This is a genomic window from Erwinia aeris (genome assembly GCF_041224955.1).
GTDB classification, from domain to species: Bacteria; Pseudomonadota; Gammaproteobacteria; order Enterobacterales; family Enterobacteriaceae; genus Erwinia; species Erwinia aeris.
Map to the genome: position 1 here is coordinate 45,864 of NZ_JBGFFX010000018.1, position 24,187 is coordinate 70,050.

Annotated in this window: 23 protein-coding genes; 13 read left to right on the forward strand and 10 right to left on the reverse strand. The window is 57.7% G+C overall.

From position 1 onward, the window contains the following. Positions 1–3 precede the first annotated feature (3 nt). From dapF to corA, 7 genes are all read left to right on the forward strand, one after another. Complete coding sequence (gene dapF / locus AB6T85_RS22040; protein WP_253457236.1) at positions 4–828, forward strand: diaminopimelate epimerase; 825 nt, start codon at positions 4–6, stop codon at positions 826–828. Next, complete coding sequence (locus AB6T85_RS22045; protein ID WP_253457239.1) at positions 825–1,526, forward strand: DUF484 domain-containing protein; 702 nt, start codon at positions 825–827, stop codon at positions 1,524–1,526. Before dapF ends, AB6T85_RS22045 begins: the two co-directional genes overlap by 4 nt. Continuing rightward, entirely contained in the window at positions 1,523–2,428 is a 906-nt protein-coding gene (gene xerC, locus AB6T85_RS22050; RefSeq protein WP_253457242.1) for a tyrosine recombinase XerC, read from the forward strand. The genes AB6T85_RS22045 and xerC overlap by 4 nt, the downstream gene beginning before the upstream one ends. Further along, positions 2,428–3,144: a 5-amino-6-(5-phospho-D-ribitylamino)uracil phosphatase YigB gene (yigB, locus tag AB6T85_RS22055; RefSeq protein ID WP_301731021.1), complete on the forward strand. Its 717-nt coding sequence runs from the start codon at positions 2,428–2,430 to the stop codon at positions 3,142–3,144. The genes xerC and yigB overlap by 1 nt, the downstream gene beginning before the upstream one ends. 54 nt (positions 3,145–3,198) lie before the next feature. Further along, positions 3,199–5,361, forward strand: coding sequence for a DNA helicase II (gene uvrD, locus AB6T85_RS22060; RefSeq protein WP_369896718.1), 2,163 nt, complete (start codon positions 3,199–3,201; stop codon positions 5,359–5,361). Positions 5,362–5,555: 194 nt separating this feature from the next. Then, positions 5,556–5,612, forward strand: a complete 57-nt coding sequence (gene ysgD / locus AB6T85_RS22065; protein ID WP_367317867.1) for a YsgD/CorL family protein — start codon at positions 5,556–5,558, stop codon at positions 5,610–5,612. Positions 5,613–5,731: 119 nt separating this feature from the next. Continuing rightward, positions 5,732–6,685: a magnesium/cobalt transporter CorA gene (gene corA, locus AB6T85_RS22070; protein ID WP_253457251.1), complete on the forward strand. Its 954-nt coding sequence runs from the start codon at positions 5,732–5,734 to the stop codon at positions 6,683–6,685. Between the two features lie 37 nt (positions 6,686–6,722). Here corA and mdtI read toward each other — a convergent pair whose 3' ends face one another. The 4 genes from mdtI to AB6T85_RS22090 form a co-directional block, all read right to left on the reverse strand. Then, positions 6,723–7,052, reverse strand: coding sequence for a multidrug/spermidine efflux SMR transporter subunit MdtI (gene mdtI / locus AB6T85_RS22075; RefSeq protein ID WP_301731022.1), 330 nt, complete (start codon positions 7,050–7,052; stop codon positions 6,723–6,725). Beyond that, complete coding sequence (gene mdtJ / locus AB6T85_RS22080) at positions 7,039–7,389, reverse strand: multidrug/spermidine efflux SMR transporter subunit MdtJ (protein ID WP_253457255.1); 351 nt, start codon at positions 7,387–7,389, stop codon at positions 7,039–7,041. The genes mdtI and mdtJ overlap by 14 nt, the downstream gene beginning before the upstream one ends. 374 nt (positions 7,390–7,763) lie before the next feature. Then, complete coding sequence (gene rarD, locus AB6T85_RS22085) at positions 7,764–8,663, reverse strand: EamA family transporter RarD (RefSeq protein WP_253457257.1); 900 nt, start codon at positions 8,661–8,663, stop codon at positions 7,764–7,766. 28 nt (positions 8,664–8,691) lie between these two features. Then, positions 8,692–9,165: a thioesterase family protein gene (locus AB6T85_RS22090; protein WP_125290702.1), complete on the reverse strand. Its 474-nt coding sequence runs from the start codon at positions 9,163–9,165 to the stop codon at positions 8,692–8,694. Between the two features lie 161 nt (positions 9,166–9,326). Here AB6T85_RS22090 and pldA point away from each other — a divergent pair, with 161 nt between their 5' ends. Continuing rightward, positions 9,327–10,205: a phospholipase A gene (pldA, locus tag AB6T85_RS22095; protein WP_253457259.1), complete on the forward strand. Its 879-nt coding sequence runs from the start codon at positions 9,327–9,329 to the stop codon at positions 10,203–10,205. Between the two features lie 50 nt (positions 10,206–10,255). Next, complete coding sequence (recQ, locus tag AB6T85_RS22100; RefSeq protein WP_301731025.1) at positions 10,256–12,082, forward strand: ATP-dependent DNA helicase RecQ; 1,827 nt, start codon at positions 10,256–10,258, stop codon at positions 12,080–12,082. A gap of 77 nt (positions 12,083–12,159) precedes the next feature. On the opposite strand, the gene rhtB is transcribed toward recQ, so the two are convergent. Continuing rightward, complete coding sequence (rhtB, locus tag AB6T85_RS22105) at positions 12,160–12,783, reverse strand: homoserine/homoserine lactone efflux protein (protein ID WP_125290699.1); 624 nt, start codon at positions 12,781–12,783, stop codon at positions 12,160–12,162. A 103-nt stretch (positions 12,784–12,886) separates the two neighbouring features. Here rhtB and pldB point away from each other — a divergent pair, with 103 nt between their 5' ends. Both pldB and yigL read left to right on the forward strand, forming a co-directional pair. Next, a complete protein-coding gene (pldB, locus tag AB6T85_RS22110) occupies positions 12,887–13,867 on the forward strand; it encodes a lysophospholipase L2 (RefSeq protein ID WP_369896721.1) in 981 nt (326 codons plus the stop codon). A gap of 49 nt (positions 13,868–13,916) precedes the next feature. Continuing rightward, positions 13,917–14,717, forward strand: a complete 801-nt coding sequence (gene yigL / locus AB6T85_RS22115; RefSeq protein ID WP_253457265.1) for a sugar/pyridoxal phosphate phosphatase YigL — start codon at positions 13,917–13,919, stop codon at positions 14,715–14,717. A gap of 40 nt (positions 14,718–14,757) precedes the next feature. Here the strand turns inward: yigL and glpQ are convergent, their stop codons facing one another. Both glpQ and glpT read right to left on the reverse strand, forming a co-directional pair. Continuing rightward, positions 14,758–15,786, reverse strand: a complete 1,029-nt coding sequence (gene glpQ / locus AB6T85_RS22120; RefSeq protein ID WP_369896730.1) for a glycerophosphodiester phosphodiesterase — start codon at positions 15,784–15,786, stop codon at positions 14,758–14,760. Positions 15,787–15,800: 14 nt separating this feature from the next. Further along, a complete protein-coding gene (gene glpT / locus AB6T85_RS22125; RefSeq protein WP_253457269.1) occupies positions 15,801–17,144 on the reverse strand; it encodes a glycerol-3-phosphate transporter in 1,344 nt (447 codons plus the stop codon). A gap of 329 nt (positions 17,145–17,473) precedes the next feature. Here glpT and AB6T85_RS22130 point away from each other — a divergent pair, with 329 nt between their 5' ends. Further along, the gene (locus AB6T85_RS22130) at positions 17,474–18,325 is read left to right on the forward strand and encodes a carboxylate/amino acid/amine transporter (protein WP_253457272.1); all 852 of its coding nucleotides are present in this window, start codon (positions 17,474–17,476) and stop codon (positions 18,323–18,325) included. A 441-nt stretch (positions 18,326–18,766) separates the two neighbouring features. Here the strand turns inward: AB6T85_RS22130 and AB6T85_RS22135 are convergent, their stop codons facing one another. Both AB6T85_RS22135 and metR read right to left on the reverse strand, forming a co-directional pair. Beyond that, the gene (locus AB6T85_RS22135; protein WP_301253051.1) at positions 18,767–19,246 is read right to left on the reverse strand and encodes a YehS family protein; all 480 of its coding nucleotides are present in this window, start codon (positions 19,244–19,246) and stop codon (positions 18,767–18,769) included. Between the two features lie 158 nt (positions 19,247–19,404). Further along, positions 19,405–20,346 carry an HTH-type transcriptional regulator MetR gene (metR, locus tag AB6T85_RS22140; protein WP_253457277.1) on the reverse strand — a complete coding sequence of 314 codons (942 nt, stop codon included), beginning with the start codon at positions 20,344–20,346 and terminating at the stop codon, positions 19,405–19,407. Positions 20,347–20,481: 135 nt separating this feature from the next. Here metR and metE point away from each other — a divergent pair, with 135 nt between their 5' ends. Then, positions 20,482–22,752 (forward strand): 5-methyltetrahydropteroyltriglutamate--homocysteine S-methyltransferase, encoded by a 2,271-nt coding sequence (gene metE, locus AB6T85_RS22145; protein WP_369896723.1) that lies wholly within the window; start codon positions 20,482–20,484, stop codon positions 22,750–22,752. A gap of 382 nt (positions 22,753–23,134) precedes the next feature. Here metE and AB6T85_RS22150 read toward each other — a convergent pair whose 3' ends face one another. Continuing rightward, positions 23,135–23,962 (reverse strand): dienelactone hydrolase family protein, encoded by an 828-nt coding sequence (locus AB6T85_RS22150; RefSeq protein WP_253457283.1) that lies wholly within the window; start codon positions 23,960–23,962, stop codon positions 23,135–23,137. Between the last annotated feature and the right edge of the window lie 225 nt (positions 23,963–24,187).

Here is a 24,187-nt window from a genome sequence, read left to right on the forward strand (position 1 = left end):
AACATGCAGTTCTCCAAAATGCACGGTCTGGGCAATGACTTTATGGTGGTCGATGCCGTGACGCAAAACGTCTATTTTTCTCCTGAACTGATCCGGCGACTGGCGGATCGGCATCTGGGGATCGGCTTCGATCAGCTGCTGATCGTGGAACCGCCTTACGATCCCGACCTGGATTTTCACTACCGCATTTTCAACGCCGACGGCAGTGAAGTGGCACAGTGCGGCAACGGCGCGCGCTGCTTCGCCCGCTTTGTGCGTCTGAAAGGGCTGACCAATAAAAGCGAGATCCGCGTCAGTACGCAGACCGGGCGCATGGTGCTGAGCGTCACGCCGGATGAGCTGGTGTGCGTCAACATGGGCGAGCCCAATTTTGAGCCGCAGCAGGTGCCTTTTCGCGCGAACAAGGCGGAAAGCCTCTATCTGATGCGCGCGGCGGAGCAAACGGTGATGTGCGGCGTGGTATCGATGGGCAATCCGCACTGCGTATTACAGGTCGACAGCGTGAAAACGGCGCGAGTGGAAAGCTTAGGGCCGGTGCTGGAAAGCCACGAGCGTTTTCCCGAACGCGTTAACGTCGGCTTTATGGAAGTGGTCAGCCGCGAGCATATCCGCCTGCGCGTCTACGAGCGCGGCGCGGGCGAAACGCAGGCGTGCGGCAGCGGCGCCTGTGCGGCGGTAGCGGTCGGCATTCAGCAAACCCTGCTGGCGGAAAAGGTTCGCGTCGATCTGCCCGGCGGCAGCCTGCATATCGCCTGGAAAGGGCCGGGACATCCGCTCTATATGACCGGCCCGGCCACTCACGTTTACGACGGATTTATTCATCTATGAAACATGTCAGCGAGGCCGCCAGCGATATCCTGTTGGACGATCGCGCGGTGAGCGATTACCTGCTGCAAAACCCGGATTTCTTTATCCGCAACGCTCGCCAGGTCGAGCAAATGATTGTGCCGCATCCGGTACGCGGCACGGTTTCGCTGGTGGAGTGGCAGCTCAGCCGCCAGCGTCACCAGATTGCGCAGCTGGAAGAGGAAATAACGCTGCTGATGGAGCAGGCCAGCGCCAATCATCGGCTGTTCGAACAGCTGCTGACCTTGCAGACGCGGCTGGCGGCGGCCGACAGCCTGCACGAGATGCTCAACCGCCTGCATCGCTGGGCGCGCGAGCTGGGGCTGGCGGGCGCCAACGTGCGGCTGTTCAGCGAAAAGTGGCGGATTGGCGCGCCGTCCGACTTCACGCAGCTGGCGCTGTCGCGGCAGGCGTTCGAGCCGGTACGTATTCAGCGTCTGGGCAAGCAGCAGCACTATCTGGGCAGCCTTAACGGCCCGGAACTGCTGCTGTTGCTGCCGCAGGCCAAAGCGGTCGGCTCGGTGGCGATGTCGCTGCTGGGCGAGCGCGGCGAGCTGGGCGTGCTGATCTTCAGCAGCCGCGACAGCCAGCACTATCAGTCCGGCATGGGCACGGTGCTGTTGCAGCACCTCTCGCATATGCTGCCGGAACTGCTGCAGCGCTGGGTGGAAAGGGCATGAACGCGTCTCCTCTACAGCCAGCCGTAGAGGGCTTCCTGCGCTACCTGAAAGTCGAGCGCCAGCTCAGCCCGCTCACGCAGATTAGCTACGAGCGGCAGCTGAGCGCCTGTATTATCCTGCTGGATGAGATGAAGCTTGCCGCCTGGGAGAAGCTGGACGCCGCCCAGGTACGCGCGCTGGCCGCACGCAGCCGCCGTGGCGGCCTTAAGCCCGCCAGCCTGGCGCTACGCCTTTCCGCGCTGCGCAGCTTTCTGGACTGGCAAATCAGCCAGGGCAAGCTGAAAGCCAATCCGGCCAAGGGCGTCGCCACGCCGCGCGCTTCCCGGCATCTGCCGAAAAATATCGATGTGGACGAGGTTAACCGCCTGCTGGATATCGATCTGAACGATCCGCTGGCGGTGCGCGATCGCGCCATGCTGGAAGTCATGTACGGCGCCGGGCTGCGCCTTTCTGAACTGGTCGGCATCGATATTTCCCATCTCGATCTGGCTTCCGGCGAAGTATGGGTTTCCGGCAAGGGCAGCAAAGAGCGCCGTCTGCCGATTGGCCGCATGGCGGTGGAATGGACGGAGCGCTGGCTGGCGCTGCGCGAGCTGTTCGCGCCATCCGATAACGCGCTGTTTCTGTCAAAACAGGGCAAGCGCATTTCCACCCGCAATGTGCAAAAGCGTTTTGCGGAGTGGGGCGTGAAGCAGGGGCTGTCCAGCCATATTCATCCGCACAAGCTGCGTCACTCCTTTGCGACGCATATGCTGGAGTCGAGCGGCGATTTGCGCGCGGTACAGGAGCTGCTGGGCCACGCCAATCTCACCACGACCCAAATCTATACCCACCTTGATTTTCAACATCTGGCCTCGGTTTACGATGCCGCGCATCCCCGTGCCAAACGAGGAAAAACCTGATGCATTTTTACCGTTCGCTGCGGCCGATCGCGGCCATGACCTTCGATCTGGACGATACGCTGTACGACAATCGGCCGGTAATCAGCCGCACCGCTAAAGAAACCCACGCGTTTTTGCAGGCCTATCATCCGGCGCTGAACGAGTTCAGTCCCTTACAGTATCAGCAGCTGCGTGACAGCCTGCTTGAGCAGGAGCCGGACATTTATCACGACGTCAGCGAATGGCGTCGCCGCGCGGTGGAGCTGGCAATGCTGAATAGCGGCCTTAGCGCGTCGGAAGCGGAAAAAGGCTCGCGCGCGGTGATGGCGCATTTCGCCCACTGGCGCAGCCAGATCGAGGTGCCGGCCGAAACGCACAGCACGCTGGCCGCACTGGCGGCGAAAATCCCGCTGGTGGCGATCACCAACGGCAACGCCGAGCCGCACCTGTTCGGGCTGGATAAATACTTTAAATTTATTCTGCGAGCCGGGCCGCACGGCCGCGCCAAGCCTTATCACGATATGTATCACCTGGCGGCAGAAAAGCTTAACCTGCCTTTACACAGCATTCTGCACGTGGGCGACGATCTCACGACGGACGTGGCTGGCGCGGTGCGCTGCGGGATGCAGGCGTGCTGGATCAACCTGCATCATCACAACCTGATGCAGGCCAGCGACAGCCGCCTGCTGCCCACGCTGGAAATTTCGCAGTTGGCATCCCTGACCGCGTTGTTATAATACGCTGGTTAAATATCCAGTGGAGCAACAGCTTCCCCTAACCTGACGGTGCTTATGGACGTTTCTGACCTTCTCGACGGCTTGAATGACAAACAACGCGAGGCCGTAGCCGCGCCGCGCAGCAATTTGCTGGTGCTTGCGGGGGCGGGCAGCGGCAAGACTCGCGTGCTGGTTCACCGCATCGCCTGGCTGCTGGGGGTTGAAAACTGTTCGCCTTACTCCATCATGGCCGTGACCTTTACCAATAAGGCCGCCGCCGAGATGCGCCACCGCATTGAGCAGCTGATCGGCACCAGCCAGGGCGGCATGTGGATCGGCACCTTCCACGGCCTGGCGCACCGCCTGCTGCGCGCGCACCACCTGGACGCCAACCTGCCGCAGGATTTTCAAATCCTCGACAGCGAAGATCAGATGCGCTTATTAAAACGCCTGATCAAAGCGATGAATCTGGATGAGAAGCAGTGGCCCGCCCGCCAGGCCATGTGGTACATCAACGGCAAAAAAGATGAAGGGCTGCGGCCAAAGCACATTGAGAGCTACGGCAATCCCGTTGAGCAGACGTGGCTGCGCATCTATCAGGCCTACCAGGAAGCCTGCGATCGCGCCGGGCTGGTGGATTTCGCCGAGCTGCTGCTGCGCGCGCACGAGCTGTGGCTGAATAAACCGCATATCCTTAACCACTACCGCGAGCGCTTCACCAATATCCTGGTGGACGAATTTCAGGATACCAACAATATCCAGTACGCCTGGATCCGGATGCTGGCGGGCGAAAGCGGAAAAGTGATCATCGTAGGCGACGACGATCAGTCGATCTACGGCTGGCGCGGCGCGCAGGTTGAGAACATCCAGCGCTTCCTTAACGATTTTCACGGCGCGCAGACCATCCGCCTGGAGCAGAACTACCGCTCCACCAACAATATTCTGAAGGCGGCCAACGCCCTGATCGCCAACAATAACGGTCGTCTGGGGAAAGAGCTGTGGACGGACGGCAGCGACGGCGAGCCGATCTCTATCTACTGCGCGTTCAACGAGCTGGACGAAGCCCGCTTCGTGGTGAACCGCATCAAGGTGTGGATGGAAAACGGCGGCGCGCTGAACGACTGCGCCATTCTCTATCGCAGCAACGCCCAGTCGCGCGTGCTGGAAGAAGCGCTGCTGCAAACCAGTATGCCTTACCGCATCTACGGCGGAATGCGCTTCTTCGAGCGTCAGGAAATCAAAGACTCGCTGGCCTATCTGCGGCTGATCGCCAACCGTAACGACGACGCCGCTTTCGAGCGCGTGGTCAATACGCCGACTCGCGGCATTGGCGACCGCACGCTGGACGTGGTGCGGCAAACGGCGCGTGAGCGCCAGCTGACGCTGTGGCAGACCGCCCGCGTTCTGCTTCAGGAGAAAGCGCTGGCCGGTCGTGCCGCCTCGGCGCTGCAACGCTTTACCGAACTGGTGGACTCGCTGGCGCAGGAAACCAGCGAAATGCCGCTGCACGTGCAGACCGACCGGGTGATCAAAGATTCCGGCCTGTGGCTGATGTACGAGCAGGAAAAAGGCGAAAAGGGCCAGGCGCGTATCGAAAACCTTGAGGAACTGGTCAACGCCACGCGGCAGTACAGCTATCAGGATGAAGACGAAGACCTGATGCCGCTACAGGCTTTTCTTTCCCACGCGGCGCTGGAAGCGGGCGAAGGTCAGGCGGATAAATGGCAGGATGCGGTGCAGCTGATGACCATGCACGCGGCCAAAGGCCTGGAGTTCCGCCAGGTCTTTATCGTGGGGATGGAAGAAGGCATGTTTCCGAGCCAGATGTCGCTGGAAGAGGGCGGCAGGCTGGAGGAAGAGCGTCGCCTGGCCTATGTGGGCGTCACGCGCGCCATGCAGAAGCTGACGCTGACCTATGCGGAAACGCGTCGGCTGTATGGCAAAGAGGTGTATCACCGGCCATCGCGTTTTGTCGGCGAGCTGCCGGAAGAGTGCGTAGAGGAAGTGCGCCTGCGCGCCAGCGTCAGCCGTCCGGTCAACCATCAGCGAATGGGCACGCCAGTTACGCAAAACGACAGCGGTTTTGCGCTCGGCCAGCGCGTGCGCCACGCTAAATTCGGCGAGGGCACCATCGTCAATCTGGAAGGCAGCGGCGATCACAGCCGGTTACAGGTTGCTTTCCAGGGCCAGGGCATCAAATGGCTGGTGGCCGCCTACGCGAAGCTAGAAACGGTCTGATCCCGCGGCGGCGCGCCTAACCCCGCGCCGCCTTTACGGTTTTCCCCTTCGCTGCTTCAACGCCGCCCGCGCGCTTTCTCCGGCAGTCGGCGTGGATGCCCGTGCCTGCCGCTTCGTTTCTCCCGGCTGGCTGTTGACGCCATTTTCAGCACAGCGTAACATGCGCGCACTATCACCCTCAGAGGACATTCGCCTTGGACACACCCAGTAGATACTGGCTCATTGACCTGGAAAACAGGTACAACTCCTAAGGCTATCCTCCTCTGCCGATAGCCTTCGTGGTTGTTGGCGACCCGCATCCCGCTTCGCTCTGAGTCAGATTCCCCGTGTTCAGGCGCGTCCCACGCTATGACGAATTGGGAGTACAGCTATGCTGAGCGCATTTAAACTTGATCAAAGCCGCCTTGCCCGCCTGGAGCTGGAAGAAACCACGGACGAACTGTCCAGTTCGGTCTGGGTCGATCTGATCGAACCAGAAGAAAATGAGCGCGATCGCGTGCAGAACGAGCTGGGCCAAAGCCTGGCGACCCGTCCCGAGCTGGAAGATATCGAGGCCTCCGCACGCTTTTTTGAAGATGAAGACGGTCTGCATATCCACTCCTTTTTCTTCTACGAAGATGCGGAAGATCACGCGGGCAACTCCACCGTAGCCTTTACCATCCGCGACGGTCGCCTCTATACGCTGCGCGAGCGCGAACTGCCCGCGTTCCGTCTTTACCGTATGCGCGCGCGTAACCAGGTTCTGACCGACGGCAACGCGTATGAGCTGCTGCTGGATCTGTTTGAAACCAAAATCGAACAGCTGGCGGACGAAATCGAAAACATTTACAGCGATCTGGAAAAGCTCAGCCGCGTGATTATGGAAGGCCAGCAGGGCGATGAGTTCGATGCCGCGCTCTCCACGCTGGCCGAGCTGGAAGATATTGGCTGGAAGGTGCGCCTGTGCCTGATGGATACCCAGCGCGCGTTAAACTTCCTGGTGCGCAAGGCGCGTCTGCCGGGCAATCAGCTGGAGCAGGCGCGCGAGATCCTGCGCGATATCGAATCGCTGCTGCCGCATAACGAATCGCTGTTCCAGAAGGTCAACTTCCTGATGCAGGCGGCGATGGGCTTTATCAATATCGAGCAGAACCGCATTATCAAAATCTTTTCGGTGGTATCGGTCGTGTTTCTGCCGCCAACGCTGGTGGCTTCCAGCTACGGCATGAACTTTGAGTTTATGCCGGAGCTGAAGTGGAGCTTCGGCTATCCGGGCGCTATCTGCCTGATGATCCTGGCGGGCCTGGCGCCTTACGCCTATTTCAAGCGTAAAAACTGGCTGTAGCAGACGATAAGAGAGCGTTCGAGGACGCTCTCCACTCTCAGGCAAGCTTGATCAACACCATGCCGACCAGCAGTACGAGCAGACCGAACCAGCCGCGACGGTTCAGACGCTGACCGAACAGTATCCAGCCCGCCGTCGCCGTAGCGACGATGCCGAAGCCTCCCCACAGCGCATAGGCTACCGACAGATCGATACCTTTAACTGCCTGCGCCAGCGCGCTAAAGGCCGCCAGCACGGCAACAATCGACGACAGGCCATACAGCGGGCGGCGAAAGCCGTTCGAATATTTAAGAAAAATATTGGCTAAAATTTCCAGCACCACGGCGAGCGCCAGCCAGGCAATATGCGTCCCGTTAAGCGGCAGCATGGCTGGCCTCCTTGCGGCTTATCGTCCCCGACTTCACCAGGGCAATACCGGTCACCAGCGTCGCCAGTCCGGCCACTTTCATCAGGGGCAGCGCCTCGTCAAACAGCATGACGCTGAACAGCGTAATACACAGCACGCCGACGCCTTCCCAAATAGCATAGGCCACGCCCAGCGCAATTTTTTTAACGGCGAAACACAAAGTAATATAAGAAAGGGCGATCATTGCCAGCATAAAAAAATAACCGGCAGCGTGGCCGTTAAGGCTGGCCCATTTCATGGCCAGCGTGCCAACAATTTCAAAAACGATGGCAAGCGCCAATAATAACCAATAAAACATTTTCTCTCTCCGGAAACAGAAATAATTAGCGCAATCGATGCGCGGCAGAAAATCCGTAGAGAGTGCGCTACAGCGCGAAACGCCAGTGCTGGTCAGCGACGGGACGGCAGGCAAGCCGGAGGGGGGAAAATGCAGGAAGTATCAGGGAAATGAACAAACTGTCCATAGATTTACAACTCATCCACGCTATTGCTTCTCATCCTGGTGGAGTGAATATTGTCCTCAGTAGTTAAACACGCGTCTATTCTGGCATTATCCTGACGTACTGTGCCAAAAGATTTGCACTGATTTACGATGGGTACGTCAGGTTATAAAGTTTTTACTTAAGTGTTACTTTCCCCGGCCAGGCCGTAACCGGGGAAAGCAATTAACGGTCAGACCTCGGCGGGCCGCCTGCGTTTCAACGTTATAAGCGCATCGAAAATAAATAAGGCCAGCGCCGCCCAGATAAAGCTGAACGTCACCACTTTATCCGGCGTCATTTTCTCACCGTAAAAGATCACCGCCAGCAGGAACATCAGCGTTGGGCCAAGATACTGGAAAAACCCAACGGTAGAGAGGCGCAGGCGCGTGCAGGCGGCGGTAAACAGCATCAGCGGCACGGTGGTTATCACGCCAGCAGCGATCAGCAGCAGGTTTAACGACGAGGGATTCTGCGTCAGATGGCTGGTGCTGCTGTCCGCAATGCCGAAAAGATAAATAGCGGCGAAGGGCAACAGCCAGCTGGTTTCAATCATCATACCGGTCTGCGCGTCGACGGCGATTTTTTTGCGCATCAGGCCGTACAGCGAAAAGGTCACCGCCAGACCCAGCGCAATGACCGGCACCGACCCAAATTTCCAGAGTTGGATAATCACGCCGCAGACGGCCAGCGCCACCGCCAGCCATTGCAGACGCCGGAAGCGTTCGCCCAGAAACAGCATCCCTACCAGCACGTTTAACAGCGGGTTGATAAAATAGCCCAGGCTGGCTTCGAGAATATGCTGGTTATTCACCGCCCAGATAAAGATCAGCCAGTTGCTGCACACCAGCGTGGCGGAAACCGCCAGCAGCAGCACCTTCTTCGGCGTTTTAAAAATCGCTTTTACGTTGCCCCAGCTGCGGCTGACGCTCAGCAACAGCAGCATAAAAAAGAACGACCAGATCACCCGATGGGTGATGATTTCGCCCGGTGCGACCTGCTGAAGAAGCTTGAAATAGGCAGGTGCTATGCCCCAGATAAAATAAGCGCCGAGGGCATAAAAAATGCCCTGACGAGTTTGCTGCGCATCCATGTAACATCACTCCGTTAATGTTGGGAAATCAACCTACAAGATAGGTTGCCGTAGTGCTGGCAATATAAAGACCAGCGTCATTATGCAGCTCAACCCGTGCCACCGCGACCTTATTGCCGCCGCGCAGCAGGCTACTGGTCGCGATAAAGCGTTCGCCCCGGCCGGGCCGCAGGTAGTCGACCCGCAGATCGATAGTGCCCATGCGCGACAGGCGCTGCCGCAGCTCTTCTTCCGTAATGGTTTCCTGGCGGGTCAGCGAGCTGCTGACGCAGACCAGACCGGCCGCCACGTCCAGTACGGCCGCAATCACGCCGCCGTGCAGAATCTTTTGTGCGATGTTGCCCACCAGCTGCGGCTGGTTTGCGAAGCTCAGCTCCGCATAATCCGGCTCCAGCCGATCCAGCGTGAGGCCAAGCGTGCGGTTAAACGGCATATCATAAACAAAGATGTCGCCAATCAGGCGGCGAGCGGCCTGCCGATCGAGCGGCGCAGATGAAGTCATAGCAAAATTCCTTTACAACGTAAGTCGCTTATCAGATTGACTATTTTTATCCGTTGTTAACGGGTCGTTTACTTTACAAAAACAGCACTAATGCCGACCAGCAATTCTGTGTAGAATGGCGTGCTTTTTATCCATCACCCTTATCAGTTCTGGAGAATCTTATGTCGATGCTGAAAGGCCCGCTGGCTGCAGCGCTCCTTTTTCCCTGTCTGACCCTGGCGCAAGAGGCTCAGGTCACAGAGGTGCATGACCAGCCCGCGGTGCGTGGCAGTATTATTGCTAATCTTCTGGAAAAGCATGACAACCCTTTTGTGCTTTTTCCTTATGAAAGCAACTATCTGCTGTACACCGATACCAGCAACATCAACAAAGAGGCGATTGATTCCTATAACTGGTCGAATAAGGCGAAGCACGATGAGGTAAAATTCCAGCTGAGCCTGGCCTTTCCTCTCTGGCGGGGCATTTTAGGTGACAACTCGGTGCTTGCCGCCTCTTATACTCAGTCCTCCTGGTGGCAGCTCTCTAACCGTGGCGCCTCGTCGCCGTTCCGTGAAACGGACTATCAGCCGCAGATTTTCCTGGGCTGGGCCACCGACTACAGCTTCGCCGGCTGGACGTTGCGCGACGTGGAGCTGGGCCTGAATCACCAGTCCAATGGCCGATCGGAGCCGACCTCCCGCAGCTGGAACCGCGTTTACGCTCGCCTGATGGCGCAGAACGGCAACTGGATGGTGGAAGCCAAACCCTGGTATCGCCTTCCGGAAGGTGAAAATGATGACGATAACCCTGATATCACTAAGTACATGGGGTATTATCGCATGACGGTCGGCTATCAGCTGGGCGAAAGCGTCTTCAGCCTCCAGGGCAACTACAACTGGAACAGCGGTTTCGGCGGCGCGCAGGCAGGCTGGAGCTACCCGATTACCGAACATGTCCGTTTCTATACGCAAGTCTTTAGCGGCTATGGTGAATCATTGATTGACTATAACCATCGTCAGACCAGGGTCGGCGTCGGCGTCATTCTGAACGACCTGTTTTAATGCTTTCCGGGCGGCCATCACGCGTCGCCCGCCATCAAGTTGGAGTACACGTGTCTACGGCTGCAGTGATCAATCAGGAGATGCTGACGCAACAGGTTTTGCAGGAAACCTTCGGCTATCAGCAATTTCGTCCGGGGCAGCAAACTATTATTCAGGCGTCGCTGAAAGGGCGCGACTGTCTGGTGGTCATGCCGACCGGCGGCGGCAAATCGCTTTGCTATCAGATCCCAGCGCTGGTGCGCGAAGGGCTGACGCTGGTGGTGTCGCCGCTGATCTCGTTGATGAAGGATCAGGTCGACCAGCTGCTGGCTAACGGCGTGGCCGCCGCCTGTCTGAACTCAACGCAGACGCGGGAAGAGCAGCATGAGGTCTTCGCTGGCTGCCGCACGGGCCGGATCAAGCTGCTTTATATCGCGCCTGAACGCCTGATGATGGATAACTTCCTGGATAATCTGGCGCACTGGAATCCGGCGATGCTGGCCGTAGACGAGGCCCACTGTATTTCGCAATGGGGCCACGATTTCCGTCCGGAATACGGCGCGCTGGGCCAGCTGCGTCAGCGGCTGCCGGACGTGCCGGTGATGGCGCTGACCGCCACCGCCGACGAAACCACCCGTAACGATATCGCGCGCCTGCTCCAGCTTGACGATCCGCTGATCCAGGTCAGCAGCTTCGACCGTCCCAATATCCGCTATACGCTGGTGGAAAAATTCAAGCCGACGGATCAGCTGATCCGCTACGTGCAGGATCAGCGCGGCAAATGCGGCATCATCTACTGCAACAGCCGCGCGAAGGTGGAAGACACCGCCGCGCGTTTGCAAAGCCGTGGCCTGAGCGTCGGCGCCTATCATGCCGGAATGGATAACGTGCATCGCGCCCGCGTGCAGGAAGCCTTCCAGCGTGACGATCTCCAGATCGTCGTCGCCACGGTCGCCTTCGGCATGGGCATCAACAAGCCCAACGTGCGCTTTGTGGTGCACTTTGATATCCCACGCAATATCGAATCCTACTATCAGGAAACGGGCCGCGCCGGGCGCGACGGCCTGCCGGCGGAGGCGCTGATGCTGTACGATCCGGCCGATATGGCCTGGCTGCGCCGCTGCCTGGAAGAGAAAGCGCCGGGGCCGTTGCAGGATATTGAACGCCACAAGCTGAACGCGATGGGCGCTTTTGCGGAAGCGCAGACCTGCCGCCGTCTGGTGCTGCTGAACTACTTTGGCGAAGGGCGGCAGCAGCCCTGCGACAACTGCGATATCTGTCTCGATCCGCCGCGTCGTTACGACGGCACGGTAGAGGCGCAAAAGGCGCTTTCCTGCATTTATCGTGTCGGCCAGCGGTTTGGCATGGGCTACGTGGTGGAGGTGCTGCGCGGTGCCAACAATCAGCGTATTCGCGATATGCAGCACGACAAGCTGCCGGTTTACGGCATTGGCCGCGATCAGAGCCACGAGCACTGGATAAGCGTGATCCGTCAACTTATTCATCTGGGCTTTGCGACACAAAATATTGCGATGCATTCCGCGCTTCAGTTAACGGAAGCGGCGCGTCCCCTGCTGCGTGGCGAAGTGCCGTTGCTGCTGGCGGTGCCGCGCATGGTCAGCGTCAAGCCGCGCAACAGCAATCAGAAATCGTTTGGCGGCAACTACGATCGCAAGCTGTTCGCCAAGCTGCGTAAGCTGCGTAAAGCCATTGCCGATGAAGAGAACATTCCGCCTTACGTGGTGTTTAACGACGCCACGCTGATAGAAATGGCCGAGCAGATGCCGCTGACCGCCTCAGAAATGCTGAGCGTCAACGGCGTCGGTCAGCGCAAGCTGGAGCGCTTCGGCAAGCCGTTTATGGTGATGATCCGCGAGCACGTCGACGGCGAAGAGTAGGCCGGGCGTGCGGCCGGAGAACGGGGAAGACGCGGGCTGGCATGGACGGCGCGTCCTCCATGCCAGCCTTTAATGCATCAGGCAATACGCCGCGCGGAAGCCAGCAGCGCGCCGACCGCCATAAACATGCCGCCAAACAGGCGGTTTAACAGCTTCATCTGTTTTGGCCCTTTAATCCAGGCCGCAATCCGCTGCGCCAGCGTGGCGTAGCCGATCATCACGATGATATCGACCACCACCGTCGTCACGCCCAGCACCAGATACTGCATCGCCTGCGGCTGGTGCGGGATGATAAACTGCGGAAAGAGCGCCGCCAGAAAAACAATGCTTTTTGGGTTGGTCAGGTTCACCAGCACCGCACGCTTAAACAGCCTGCGGCGCGGCATCGCTTTGGCGACCGCCTGAAGATCTATCGCGCCTGCCGAGCGCCACTGCTGGATGCCCAGCCAGATCAGGTAAGCCGCGCCCGCCCATTTCAGCACTTCAAAAGCCAGCACGGATTGGGAAAACAGCGCGCCCAGGCCGATGCCAACCAGCAGAATATGCACCGCCAGCCCAACCTGCAGGCCGGAAATAGAGGCCGCCGCGCCGCGATAGCCGTGGCTGATGCCGGTACTCATGGTATTGATTGCGCCGGAACCCGGCGAAAGGCTTAAGATGCTGGTCGTTAACAGATAGGCCAGCCACCACTGCATGGTCATTGGGTCAGACTCCCTGATAGCACAGAAGTATGACACAATACGCCATTGCGGCTGCGCAGGCTACGGGGCCGGGCGGAATGTGAAAAAAGCGGAGGTCGGGTCAATGAAAAAGCATGGCTGGCGAAATCGTGAAAAAGCTTTTGCCGCTTTCGCCACCGGCCCGCTGCTGGATTTCTGGCGGCGGAGGGAAGAAGACGAGTTTATCGGCGTGGAAAACGTGCCCATTCGCTACGTTCGCTTCACGTCATCGCAACACAACCGCGTTATCCTGATTTGCCCCGGACGTATCGAAAGCTACGTAAAATATCCGGAGCTGGCCTACGACCTGTTTCACTGCGGCTATGATGTGATTATTGTCGATCATCGCGGGCAGGGCCGTTCCGGCAGGCTGCTGCAGGATAGCCATCGCGGCCATGTGGAGCTGTTCGACCACTATGTTGAAGATCTGGAGACGCTCTATCTGAAAGCGATCCTCAGCCGTCACTATCAGCATCGCTATGCGCTGGCGCACTCAATGGGCGGCGCGATCCTGACGCTGATGCTGGCCAGGCAGCCGCAGGCCTTTAACGCCGTGGCGCTGGCCGCGCCGATGTTCGGGATCTTCCTGCCGATGCCGCTGTGGATGACGCACTGTATTCTGAACTGGGCGGAAAAGCGTCCCGTGGTGCGCGACGGTTACGCGATCGGCACCGGCCAGTGGCAGCCCAGGCCGTTCGGGATGAACCAGCTGACCCACAGCCGCGAGCGCTACCGGCGCAACCTGCGCTTTTACGCCGACGATCCGGCGCTGCGCGTCGGCGGGCCGACTTATCACTGGGTCAGAGAAGGCATTCTGGCCGGCAAAAACATTCTGGCTCAGGCAAAAGAGATAAAGACGCCGCTGCTGCTGTTACAGGCCAGCGCGGATAAGGTGGTGGATAACCGCGCTCAGGATCTCTTTTGCCAGGCCATGAAAGCGGCGGGAAACCCCTGCGAGGGCCCGCTGATTATCGCAGGCGCGCGTCATGAGATCTTGTTTGAAAAAGACAGCATGCGCGCCGAGGCGCTGGAGGCCATTACGGCGTTTTTTGCCCGGCATCCCTGATTTTACTGCTCAGATATAGCAACCGTAGCTCACCATTAACAGAGGTTTTATGTACCCGATTGTTGCTTCCGATCTCGACGGCACGCTGCTGTCGCCGGATCACCGTTTATCCGCTTTCGCCCGTGAAACGCTCCAGCTGCTGACGCAAAAGGGCGTCCATTTTGTGTTCGCCACCGGTCGCCATCACATTGATGTCGGGCAGATGCGTGACAGCCTGGGTATTGATGCCTATATGATCACCTCGAACGGCGCGCGCGTGCACAATACCGCAGGCGAGCTGATCTTCAGCCATAACCTGGAAGAAGACATTGCCCGTGAGCTTTTTGCTTTGCATCACAGCCACCAGGATATCTATACCAACGTCTACCGCGATGAAGAGTGGTTCCTTAACCGCCACCGCCCGGAAGAGATGGATTTTTTCCGCGAGTCCAATTTTAACTACCAGACCTATCAGCCGGATTCGCTGCCAACCGACGGCATCAGCAAAGTGTTCTTTACCTGCGCTAAGCCGGAACTGCTGATCCCGCTGGAAGAGGCGCTGATGGCGCGCTGGGGCGATCGGGTTAACGTCAGCTTCTCGCTGCCGACCTGTCTGGAAGTGATGGCGGGCGGCGTTTCCAAAGGTCACGCGCTGGACGCGGTATCCCGACTACTGGGCTTTACGCTGGCGGACTGCATCTCTTTTGGTGACGGCATGAACGACAAAGAGATGCTGAACATGGCGGGCAAAGGCTGCATCATGAGCAACTCGCATCAGCGCCTGAAGGATCTGCTGCCGGAACTGGAAGTGATTGGCAGCAATGCGGATAACGCGGTGCCGAACTATCTGCGCAAGCTTTATAACGTCTGAAGCCGGTAAAAGCCGCCTCTGGTTACAGAGGCGGCAACGCTTACCGCTTCAGGAAGCGCACGGCCTTATCCGGAAAATCGGTAAACAGGCCGTCCACGCCCGCCTGGTTATAGAGCGCATCGTACAGCTCGTCCACGTTATCCACCCAGCCGGGCAGCTGGTCGGCCCGCACGGTATAGGGATGCACGACCAGGCCATTCTGATGCGCCTCCTTCACCATCGGCGTAAAGTGAACCGCGCCTTTGGTCGAGCCGCTGGCAATCAGCATATGATAATCAGGGCCGATGCCGTCGACGTAACGGGCCAGCGTTTTCATCGCGCCCGGTTGCAGCATCCAGTCATAGCTGTAGTTCACCCATTTTTCGTCTTGCTGCTCCTGCGTCTCTTTTGAGTCCGTTTCGGTGATCAGCTGCACCAGTTTGACGTCCATGCCTCTTTGCGGCTCCAGCTCCGTTTTAATGCGCTTGAGTTCGTTATGGTCAAAGCATTGCAGATAGACGTTGTCGCTTTTCGAGCTATAGCCGTACTGCTTAAGCACATCCAGTACCCTGGCGGAGATATCTTTGCCTTCCTGGCGGTGAAACCACGGCGCTTTAATTTCGGTGTAGATGCCGATATTTTTGCCCGTCGAGTGGTTCAGGCCCTGAATAAATTCAATTTCTTCGGCAAAGGTATGCACGTGGAAGTCCGATTTGCCCATCGGGAAACGCTGCTGATAAGTCTGCACTTTCTTACCGTCTTTTAGCGTAAAGCCTTCCGTAAACTTCAGCCCCTTGATTTCGGCCAGCGTAAAGTCGATGGCATAGTAACGTCCATCCTTTCTGGCGCGGTCGGGATAGCGTTCCGCCACGTCCGTTACGCGATCCAGGTAGTGATCGTGCAGCACCACCAGCCGATCGTCGCGGGTCATCACCAGATCCTGCTCAAGGAAGTCGGATCCCTGCGCGTAAGCCATCGCTTTGGCGGGCAGCGTGTGTTCCGGCAGGTAGCCGCTCGCGCCACGATGGGCAATTACAATCTTGTGTGTTTCCGCGGCTACTGCGCCGAACGAAGCGCCCAGCAGCAGCATAGCTATCAGCTTTTTCATTGCGTTGCCTCTTTTTTGTGCCTGTGTTCGTTCAGCATGGTGATAACCAGCAGGATAACGGCCAGCACGCCGCCGCCGATCATCACGATAAAGCCGCCGTCCCAGCCGAAGTAATCTACGGTGTAGCCGACAATAGCGCTGGCGGCCACCGAGCCGCCAAGATAGCCGAACAGCCCGGTGAAGCCCGCCGCCGTTCCCGCAGCTTTCTTCGGCGCCAGCTCCAGGGCGTGCAGCCCAATCAGCATTACTGGCCCATAAATCAGAAAGCCGATCACGATCATGCAGGTAATATCCACGCCCGGATTGCCGGGAGGATTCAGCCAGTAAACCACGGTGGCGATCGTCACCAGCACCATAAAAAAGACGCCGGTCGCGCCACGATTGCCTCTGAAGACCTTATCGGACATCCAGCCGCACAGCAGCGTGCCGGGAATGCCGGCGTACTCATAAAGAAAGTAGGCCCAGGAGGATTTATCCAGCGTAAAGTGCTTCACCTCTTTTAAATAAGTCGGCGACCAGTCGAGAATGCCGTAGCGCAGCAGATAGACAAATACGTTGGCCAGCGCGATATACCAGAGCAGCCGGTTGGGCAGTACGTACTGCATAAAAATTTGCCTGGCGGTCAGCTCCTCTTCCTGGCTTTTATCATAGTCAGGCGGATAGTCGTTTTTATACTCTTCAATCGGCGGCAGACCGCAGGATTGCGGCGTGTCGCGCATTAACGCAAAGGCGATGACGGCCACCAGAATGGCGGCGAAAGCGGGCATATAAAGCGACGCTTTCCAGTCGTTAAACCAGTACATGCCCAGCAGAAACAGCAGCGGAGGCAGGCCGCCGCCGACGTTGTGCGCGCAGTTCCAGACGGAAACGATACCGCCGCGCTCCTTGTGCGACCACCAGTGCACCATAGTGCGTCCACAGGGCGGCCAGCCCATGCCCTGGAACCAGCCGCATAAAAACAGCAGCACGAACATCACGGTAATGCTGGAGGTGGCCCAGGGAACGAATCCCATAAACAACATGACCGCCGCCGCCAGAATTAAACCGGCGGGCAAAAAGTAGCGTGGATTCGAGCGATCGGAAACGGATCCCATAATAAATTTAGAAAATCCGTAGGCGATGGAAATACCTGAAAGGGCAAAGCCTAAATCCCCCCGAGAAAAACCCTGCTCGATCAGCGAAGGCATCGCCAGCGCAAAATTTTTCCGCACCAGATAATAGGCCGCATAGCCGAAGAAAATACCAAAAAATATCTGCCAGCGTAATTTACGATAAAGCGGATCGATTTCGCTGGTGTCAACGCGCGTTCGATGCGACGCAGGTTTAAAAACAGATAACATAACAGCCTCCAATGGCAATTTATATTCGTTTTTTTCGTCGTGCAGCAACAGATAAACGCGATCCGTAGCGGAAGGAGCCTAAAAGAAAACGCGCGGCCTCGCTGTGAAGAAGAACCCAAAGGTTACATTTTTATGACAATCAAACGAATTATGCGGCACGCTTCTCTGAATGCTTTTAGCCATGCCGGCAAGGAGTGTGAGCAGGCTCACTCAAACGGCAGGATAAAAACAGGAGCGTACATTTTGCGATCAGATGTCAACCAGATATTTCCCCGCGTCCACGTTGATTTCGCTACACTGTGCCCACTTTTCACCAGCGAGTTTTTATCGTGATCTTACTGATAATCACCACTATCCTGTGGGCCTTTTCGTTCAGCCTGATCGGCGAATATCTGGCAGGCCAGGTCGACAGCGTCTTTTCCGTGCTGATCCGTCTGCTGCTGGCCGCCGTGGTTTTCCTGCCGTTTCTGCGCTGGCGCGGCTATCGGCCATCAACGCTGCTGCTCTATATGGGCGTAGGCGCGCTGCAGCTGGGTATTATGTATCTGTTCAGCTTTGAGGCTTACCTCTACCTCAGCGTTTCCGAGCTGCTGCTGTTTACGGTGATGACGCCGCTCTATATCACCCTGATTTATGACCTGATGAGCGGAAGAGGCGTGCGCCCCGGCTATGCACTGAGCGCGCTGCTGGCGGTGGCGGGCGCGGCGATTATTCGCTACGACAAGGTCAGCGACCATTTCTGGTTTGGCCTGCTGCTGGTGCAGCTTGCCAACCTTTGCTTTGCCGTTGGCATGGTGGGCTACAAGCGCCTGCAGGAAACGCGTCCGATGCCGCAGCACGCCGCCTTTTCCTGGTTTTATATGGGCGCGGCGCTCGTCGCGATTATCGCCTGGTGCCTGTGGGGCAATCCGCAGAAGCTGCCGACCACCACGCTACAGTGGAGCATCCTGATCTGGCTGGGCGTGGCGGCTTCCGGGCTGGGTTATTTTATGTGGAACTACGGCGCGACGCAGGTTGATGCCGGCACGCTGGGCATTATGAATAATATGCACGTGCCCGCCGGATTGCTGGTTAACCTTGCAATCTGGCAGCAGCAGCCGCACTGGCCGAGCTTTATCGTTGGCGCAGCGGTAATTTTCGCCTCGCTATGGGTACACCGACACTGGGTGATCAAAAAATAGCACGACGATAAAAAGCGGGGCGCGACACGCCCTGCTTAACGCCTTTGCCTGGCTCGTTAGTGAACCAGGTGCGGCCGTGATTTACTGACCAGCAGATTCACATTCGTTTTACTGGTTTTGCCAATACGGCTACCGCTATCTTCCCCCGCTGTCGTTACCTGCCCGGTGCTATAACTCAGCGCTGACGGGGAAAGCAGCCTATAAATTTTAGAAAATAGCGTGCCGAAAATAGTTTTGGTAGTGTCGTGGTTTTTACCTGCGCTGCTGATAGTTGCGCTCTCATAATATATCTTCTTTCATGGTTCGCTATATTTACAATGTGTAAATATCAGGCGGATATTATGAGGAGTGACTTGCCCTGTAAAGGCAGGAAGGGAATATAAATAATGCATTTTTTGATAGCGTTTTAAATAGCAGGCAGCCCGAAGGCTGCACTAATATTTAAGCTTTTTTAACAGGGGCAGGGCGTAATTTCATTGTCATTCCCTTCAGGAAATTCCTTAAAATCTGATCGCCGCATTCACGGTAATTTTTATGCCCTGGCTTTCGGAAAATAGCGCCAATTTCAGACTGGCCCACGGCGAAGTCCGCCAGCTTAAGCACGTCAATAATATCCGTAGTTTTTAAATCGAAAGCGATGCGCAGTTTTTTAATAATAATATTATTCGTCATCTTGCGTTCGACAGAAGGCTCAGGCGCATCTTCGCTTTTGCCACGGCGCTGAAAAATCAGCCCGTTCAGGAAATAGCCCATTACCACGTCAGGACAGGCGCGAAAGCCCGCTTCGTCTTCTTTTTTCAGGAAGCTTTGCATTTCCGCCTCGCTGACTTCACTTTCCGCCAGCGCCAGGATGCCAACCATCTGAGCATCGCTCAGGCTCAGCATGTAGCGCACGCTGCGCAAAACGTCATTATTGGTCATAAAAATCTCATTGGTTCAGGATCGTTGGCCGCATTATAGAGACAAATGGCGCTGGATAAAGGAATACCGTCAGCAAAAAGGCAGGCGGCCAGCGCGTTATAAAGGCACGGCTGCGCTAAAAGGGCCACCGCGCAAAAGCGATCGCCCGTACTGGCCGCTCAGGAATGATGCAAAGAGGTCGGCAGCGGCGTGCCCGGCGCGGAAGCGTCCCTGACCAGCGGCAGATGCTCGCAGGCGTGCTGGCGGGCGGAGCGGATAAAAGCTTCGACTACTGCCTGACGCTGCTCGCCGTCGCGCACGGCGGCATATAAACGGCTCCATAAACCCTGGCCGAGCGTTTTGGTCACCACCAGCCCCTGATGCTCAAAGCTTTCCACAACCCAGTGCGGCAGGGCGGCGATGCCCATGCCCGCGGACACCATCTGGATCAGCAGCAGCGTATTATCCACGCTTTTTAACGCCGGGCTGACGCCTGCGGGCTGCAAGAAATGCCGCCAGATATCCAGGCGCTGCCGCTGCACCGGATAAATCATCAGCACTTCGCTGGCCAGATCTTCCGGTGAAATATGATCAACCTGCGCCAGCGGATGGTCGGGCGCCAGCACCAGGCGAACTTCAAAATCAAACATCGGCGAATAGAACAGCCCGCTGCGCGGCAAAATATCGGAGGTGAGCACCACGTCCAGCTCCCCCTGTTGGAGCGCGGGCTGGGGATCGAAAGTCACCCCGGATTTAAAATCCATCACCACCTGCGGCCAGCTCTGACGGAAGTTGCTCAACGCTGGCGTCAGCCATTGAATACAGCTGTGGCACTCGATAGCGATACGCAGCGTGGCCTGATGCGGTTCGTGGCAGGCCTGTAGAGCGTGCTGGATCTGCGGCAGCACCTGCTCGGCAAGCTGCAGCAAAATTTCGCCCTGCGGCGTAAAGCGCAGCGGTTGGCTTTTACGCACAAACAGGCGGAAGCCCAGGCGCTGCTCCAGATCGCTGAACTGATGGGACAGGGCCGACTGCGTCTGATGAAGCTGAGCGGCGGCGGCGGCCAGCGAACCGCTGTTGCGCAGCGCTTGCAGCGTCCGCAGGTGTTTGAGTTCGATCATGAGAGTCCTTCACATCGACAATGAACAATTTGCGCTTGTGGTGAATACAGTACCTGCGGATTATAGATGTGTAAACATCTGGACGTCTAAAAGCCCGATTGCCACGACAGCGGGCGGTAACTGAGGAACGCATTGATGACTATTCTGAACCATACGCTCGGCTTCCCCCGCGTTGGCCTGCGTCGCGAACTAAAAAAAGCACAGGAAAGCTACTGGGCGGGCAACAGCACGCAGGAAGCGCTGCTGGCGGTAGGCCGTGAACTGCGCGCCCGCCACTGGGAACAGCAGAAACAGGCTGGGGTAGACTATGTACCGGTCGGCGATTTCGCCTGGTACGATCATGTGCTGACTACCAGCCTGCTGCTGGGCAACGTGCCTGCCCGTCATCAAAATAAAGATGGCTCTGTCGATCTGGATACGTTGTTCCGTCTGGGCCGTGGCCGTGCGCCGACCGGCGAACCTGCGGCGGCGGCTGAAATGACCAAATGGTTTAACACTAACTATCACTATATGGTGCCGGAATTTACCCGGGGGCAGCAGTTTAAGCTTAGCTGGACGCAGATCCTGGACGAAGTGGACGAAGCGCTGGCGCTGGGCCATAAAGTGAAGCCCGTGCTGCTTGGCCCGGTGACCTATCTGTGGCTGGGTAAAGTCAAGGGCGAGCCGTTCGACCGTCTGAGCCTGTTAACCGAAATTCTGCCGGTTTACCAGCAGGTGCTGAGCGAGCTGGCGAAGCGCGATATCGAATGGGTGCAGATCGACGAGCCTGCGCTGGTGCTGGAGCTGCCGCAGGCGTGGCTCAACGCCTTTAAACCGGCTTACGAGGCGCTGCAAGGGCAAACCAAACTGCTGCTGACCACCTACTTTGACAGCGTCGGCACCAACCTGGACGCTATCGTTAAGCTGCCGGTTCAGGGTCTGCATGTTGATTTGGTACACGGCAAGGACGATATCGCCGCGCTGAACGCTAAAGTGCCGGCCGACTGGTTGCTTTCCGTCGGCGTAATCAACGGCCGTAACGTGTGGCGCGCCGATCTCAGCAGCTGGTTTGAGCGTTTACAGCCGCTGGTCGGCAAGCGTCAGCGGCTATGGATCGGCTCTTCCTGCTCGTTGCTGCACAGCCCCATCGATTTAAGTACCGAAACCCGCCTGGATGAAGAAGTAAAAAGCTGGTTCGCCTTTGCGCTACAGAAATGCCAGGAGCTGGCGCTGTTGAGCCATGCGTTAAACCACAATGACGCGCGGTCGCTGGAAGCCTGGAGCGCGCCCATCCGCGCCCGCCGGGACTCTGCGCGCGTGCATAACGAGGCCGTCAGCAAACGGCTGGCCGCTATCACCGCGAAAGACAGCAAGCGCCACAGCAGCTATAAGGCGCGTGCCGAAGCCCAGCGCCAGCGCTTTCAGCTGCCGGCCTGGCCGACCACCACTATCGGCTCTTTCCCGCAGACCACCGAAATCCGTGGCCTGCGCCTGGATTTCAAACAGGGGCGTCTGGACGGAAAGAGCTACCGCACCGGCATTGCTGAACATATCAAACAGGCGATCGTGGAGCAGGAGCGGCTGGGGCTGGACGTGCTGGTTCACGGCGAGGCCGAGCGCAACGACATGGTGGAATACTTCGGCGAAAACCTGGAAGGCTTTGCCTTTACGCAAAACGGCTGGGTACAGAGCTACGGCTCCCGCTGCGTGAAGCCGCCGGTGATTATCGGCGACGTCAGCCGGCCGGAAGCGATCACCGTCGAGTGGGCGAAATACGCGCAGTCGCTGACCGACAAGCCGGTAAAAGGGATGCTGACCGGCCCGGTAACCATTCTTTGCTGGTCTTTCCCTCGTGAGGACGTGTCGCGTGAAACCATCGCTAAGCAGATCGCGCTGGCGCTGCGGGACGAAGTGGCCGATCTGGAAAAAGCCGGTATCGGCATTATCCAGATTGATGAGCCGGCGCTGCGTGAAGGCCTGCCGCTGCGGCGGTCAGAGTGGGCTGCCTATCTGGAGTGGGCCGTAGACGCGTTCCGCCTGAACGCCGCCGTGGCGCAGGATGCTACCCAAATCCACACCCATATGTGCTATTGCGAATTCAACGACATCATGGATTCTATCGCCGCGCTGGATGCGGATGTGATCACCATCGAAACCTCACGTTCTGATATGGAACTGCTGGAATCGTTCGAGGAATTTGACTATCCGAACGAAATCGGCCCGGGCGTTTACGACATTCACTCGCCAAACGTGCCAAGCGTGGCATGGATAGAGGCGCTGCTGCTGAAAGCGGCGAAGCGTATTCCGGTGGAGCGTTTGTGGGTGAACCCGGACTGCGGCCTGAAAACGCGCGGCTGGCCGGAAACCCGTCAGGCGCTGGCTAATATGGTGGAGGCGGCCCGCAATCTTCGCAAAGCCGCTGTCTGATGGTGGTGTTGCCCGTGGGCCTCTCTTTTATTAATGACATTTAGCGGCGTTTGGAATGCGCGGGCGATGAAGCTGGCGCTGTGCCCGCAGCGAGGGTGGCATAAAAAAAGCCCGCCGATTGAGGCGGGCTCAGACTGCTGACAAACCTAAATAGCGGATGCATCCTGGTGTTTCTTACAGCAACCCAGCTGTTTCACGGTGGCAGAGGCTGAGCGGATAAGCGGACCGTTTTCGCGCATGGACGCGCGAAACGAGCCTACATGGACGTATCTACGGCGTGTCCGTGTTCCGATCTGCCTCTGCCGCTTTTCATCAATCTGCAAGCGGCCTAAGTTTGAGTTTGTCAGCAACCTCAGCCCGCCGATTGAGGCGGGCCTGAGCGTTAGCTGACGCCGTGCTGCCTGAACCAGGCCAGCATTCGCTGCCAGCCGTCTTTGGCCGACTCTTCGTGATAGCTGGGACGATAATCGGCGTTAAACGCGTGCCCGGCCTCGGGATAAACCACGATTTCCGATTTGGCGTTCGCCGCCCGCAGCGCCTGACGCATGGTTTCCACGCTCGCCAACGGAATGCCGTCATCCTGCGCGCCGTACAGCCCCAATACCGGCGCGTTCAGGTCAACTGCGACGTCAACCGGGTGCTTCTGCTGCTGCAAGGTTTTATCGCCTGTCAGCTTGCCATACCAGGCAACGCCCGCTTTCAGCTGAGGATTGTGCGCGGCGTAGAGCCAGGTTATCCGGCCGCCCCAGCAAAAGCCGGTAATGGCCATATTGCGCATATCGCCGCCGTGGCGCGATGCCCAGTTGGCTACGTGATCCAGATCCGCCAGCACCTGGCTATCCGGCACCTTGCTGACCAGCTCTTTAAACAGCGTGGGAATATCATCGTACTCGGCGGGATCGCCCTCGCGAAAATAGAGTTCGGGCGCGACGGCAAGATAGCCTTCGGTCGCCAGGCGACGGCAGATATCGCGAATATGCTCGTGCACGCCAAAAATTTCCTGCACGACCAGCACCACCGGTAGCGGGCCATCGGCCTGACGCGGTCTGGCGTGGAAAGCAGGCATATTCTCGCCCTGCGTTGGAATTGACGTTTCGCCGGAAACGATGTCGGCGCTGTCGGTAATGATGGTGGTCGATGCGGCAGGTGAAACCGCAGGAGCGAATCCCTTATTGCTCAATGTTTGAGTCGGATTATCGTCGCTTTTCATTGTCCTCTCCATACATGCAGTAGCGCAATCAGCTAACTATAGCCAGGATTACGTTTCGATCGGGTGAAGGTCAGCCTGTCATCTTCGACGGCGTTATCGGTTTCCGACAGCGCGATTCGTGCGGGAAGGCTTTTTTGTGTGATTACCGTCACGATTCAATAGACTCCAAATGTAACTTTCATTACTCAGAGTGAATTTACTCACATAAATTCACACAGCTTTGCG

Bases quoted from the DNA above. Each gene is read 5' to 3' on its own strand.
- dapF (WP_253457236.1), top strand. From the start codon at position 4: ATGCAGTTCTCCAAAATGCACGGTCTGGGCAATGACTTTATGGTGGTC.
- AB6T85_RS22045 (WP_253457239.1), top strand. From the start codon at position 825: ATGAAACATGTCAGCGAGGCCGCCAGCGATATCCTGTTGGACGATCGC.
- xerC (WP_253457242.1), top strand. From the start codon at position 1,523: ATGAACGCGTCTCCTCTACAGCCAGCCGTAGAGGGCTTCCTGCGCTAC.
- yigB (WP_301731021.1), top strand. From the start codon at position 2,428: ATGCATTTTTACCGTTCGCTGCGGCCGATCGCGGCCATGACCTTCGAT.
- uvrD (WP_369896718.1), top strand. From the start codon at position 3,199: ATGGACGTTTCTGACCTTCTCGACGGCTTGAATGACAAACAACGCGAG.
- corA (WP_253457251.1), top strand. From the start codon at position 5,732: ATGCTGAGCGCATTTAAACTTGATCAAAGCCGCCTTGCCCGCCTGGAG.
- mdtI (WP_301731022.1), bottom strand. From the start codon at position 7,052: ATGCTGCCGCTTAACGGGACGCATATTGCCTGGCTGGCGCTCGCCGTG.
- mdtJ (WP_253457255.1), bottom strand. From the start codon at position 7,389: ATGTTTTATTGGTTATTATTGGCGCTTGCCATCGTTTTTGAAATTGTT.
- rarD (WP_253457257.1), bottom strand. From the start codon at position 8,663: ATGGATGCGCAGCAAACTCGTCAGGGCATTTTTTATGCCCTCGGCGCT.
- AB6T85_RS22090 (WP_125290702.1), bottom strand. From the start codon at position 9,165: ATGACTTCATCTGCGCCGCTCGATCGGCAGGCCGCTCGCCGCCTGATT.
- pldA (WP_253457259.1), top strand. From the start codon at position 9,327: ATGTCGATGCTGAAAGGCCCGCTGGCTGCAGCGCTCCTTTTTCCCTGT.
- rhtB (WP_125290699.1), bottom strand. From the start codon at position 12,783: ATGACCATGCAGTGGTGGCTGGCCTATCTGTTAACGACCAGCATCTTA.
- pldB (WP_369896721.1), top strand. From the start codon at position 12,887: ATGAAAAAGCATGGCTGGCGAAATCGTGAAAAAGCTTTTGCCGCTTTC.
- yigL (WP_253457265.1), top strand. From the start codon at position 13,917: ATGTACCCGATTGTTGCTTCCGATCTCGACGGCACGCTGCTGTCGCCG.
- glpQ (WP_369896730.1), bottom strand. From the start codon at position 15,786: ATGCTGCTGCTGGGCGCTTCGTTCGGCGCAGTAGCCGCGGAAACACAC.
- glpT (WP_253457269.1), bottom strand. From the start codon at position 17,144: ATGTTATCTGTTTTTAAACCTGCGTCGCATCGAACGCGCGTTGACACC.
- AB6T85_RS22135 (WP_301253051.1), bottom strand. From the start codon at position 19,246: ATGACCAATAATGACGTTTTGCGCAGCGTGCGCTACATGCTGAGCCTG.
- metR (WP_253457277.1), bottom strand. From the start codon at position 20,346: ATGATCGAACTCAAACACCTGCGGACGCTGCAAGCGCTGCGCAACAGC.
- metE (WP_369896723.1), top strand. From the start codon at position 20,482: ATGACTATTCTGAACCATACGCTCGGCTTCCCCCGCGTTGGCCTGCGT.
- AB6T85_RS22150 (WP_253457283.1), bottom strand. From the start codon at position 23,962: ATGAAAAGCGACGATAATCCGACTCAAACATTGAGCAATAAGGGATTC.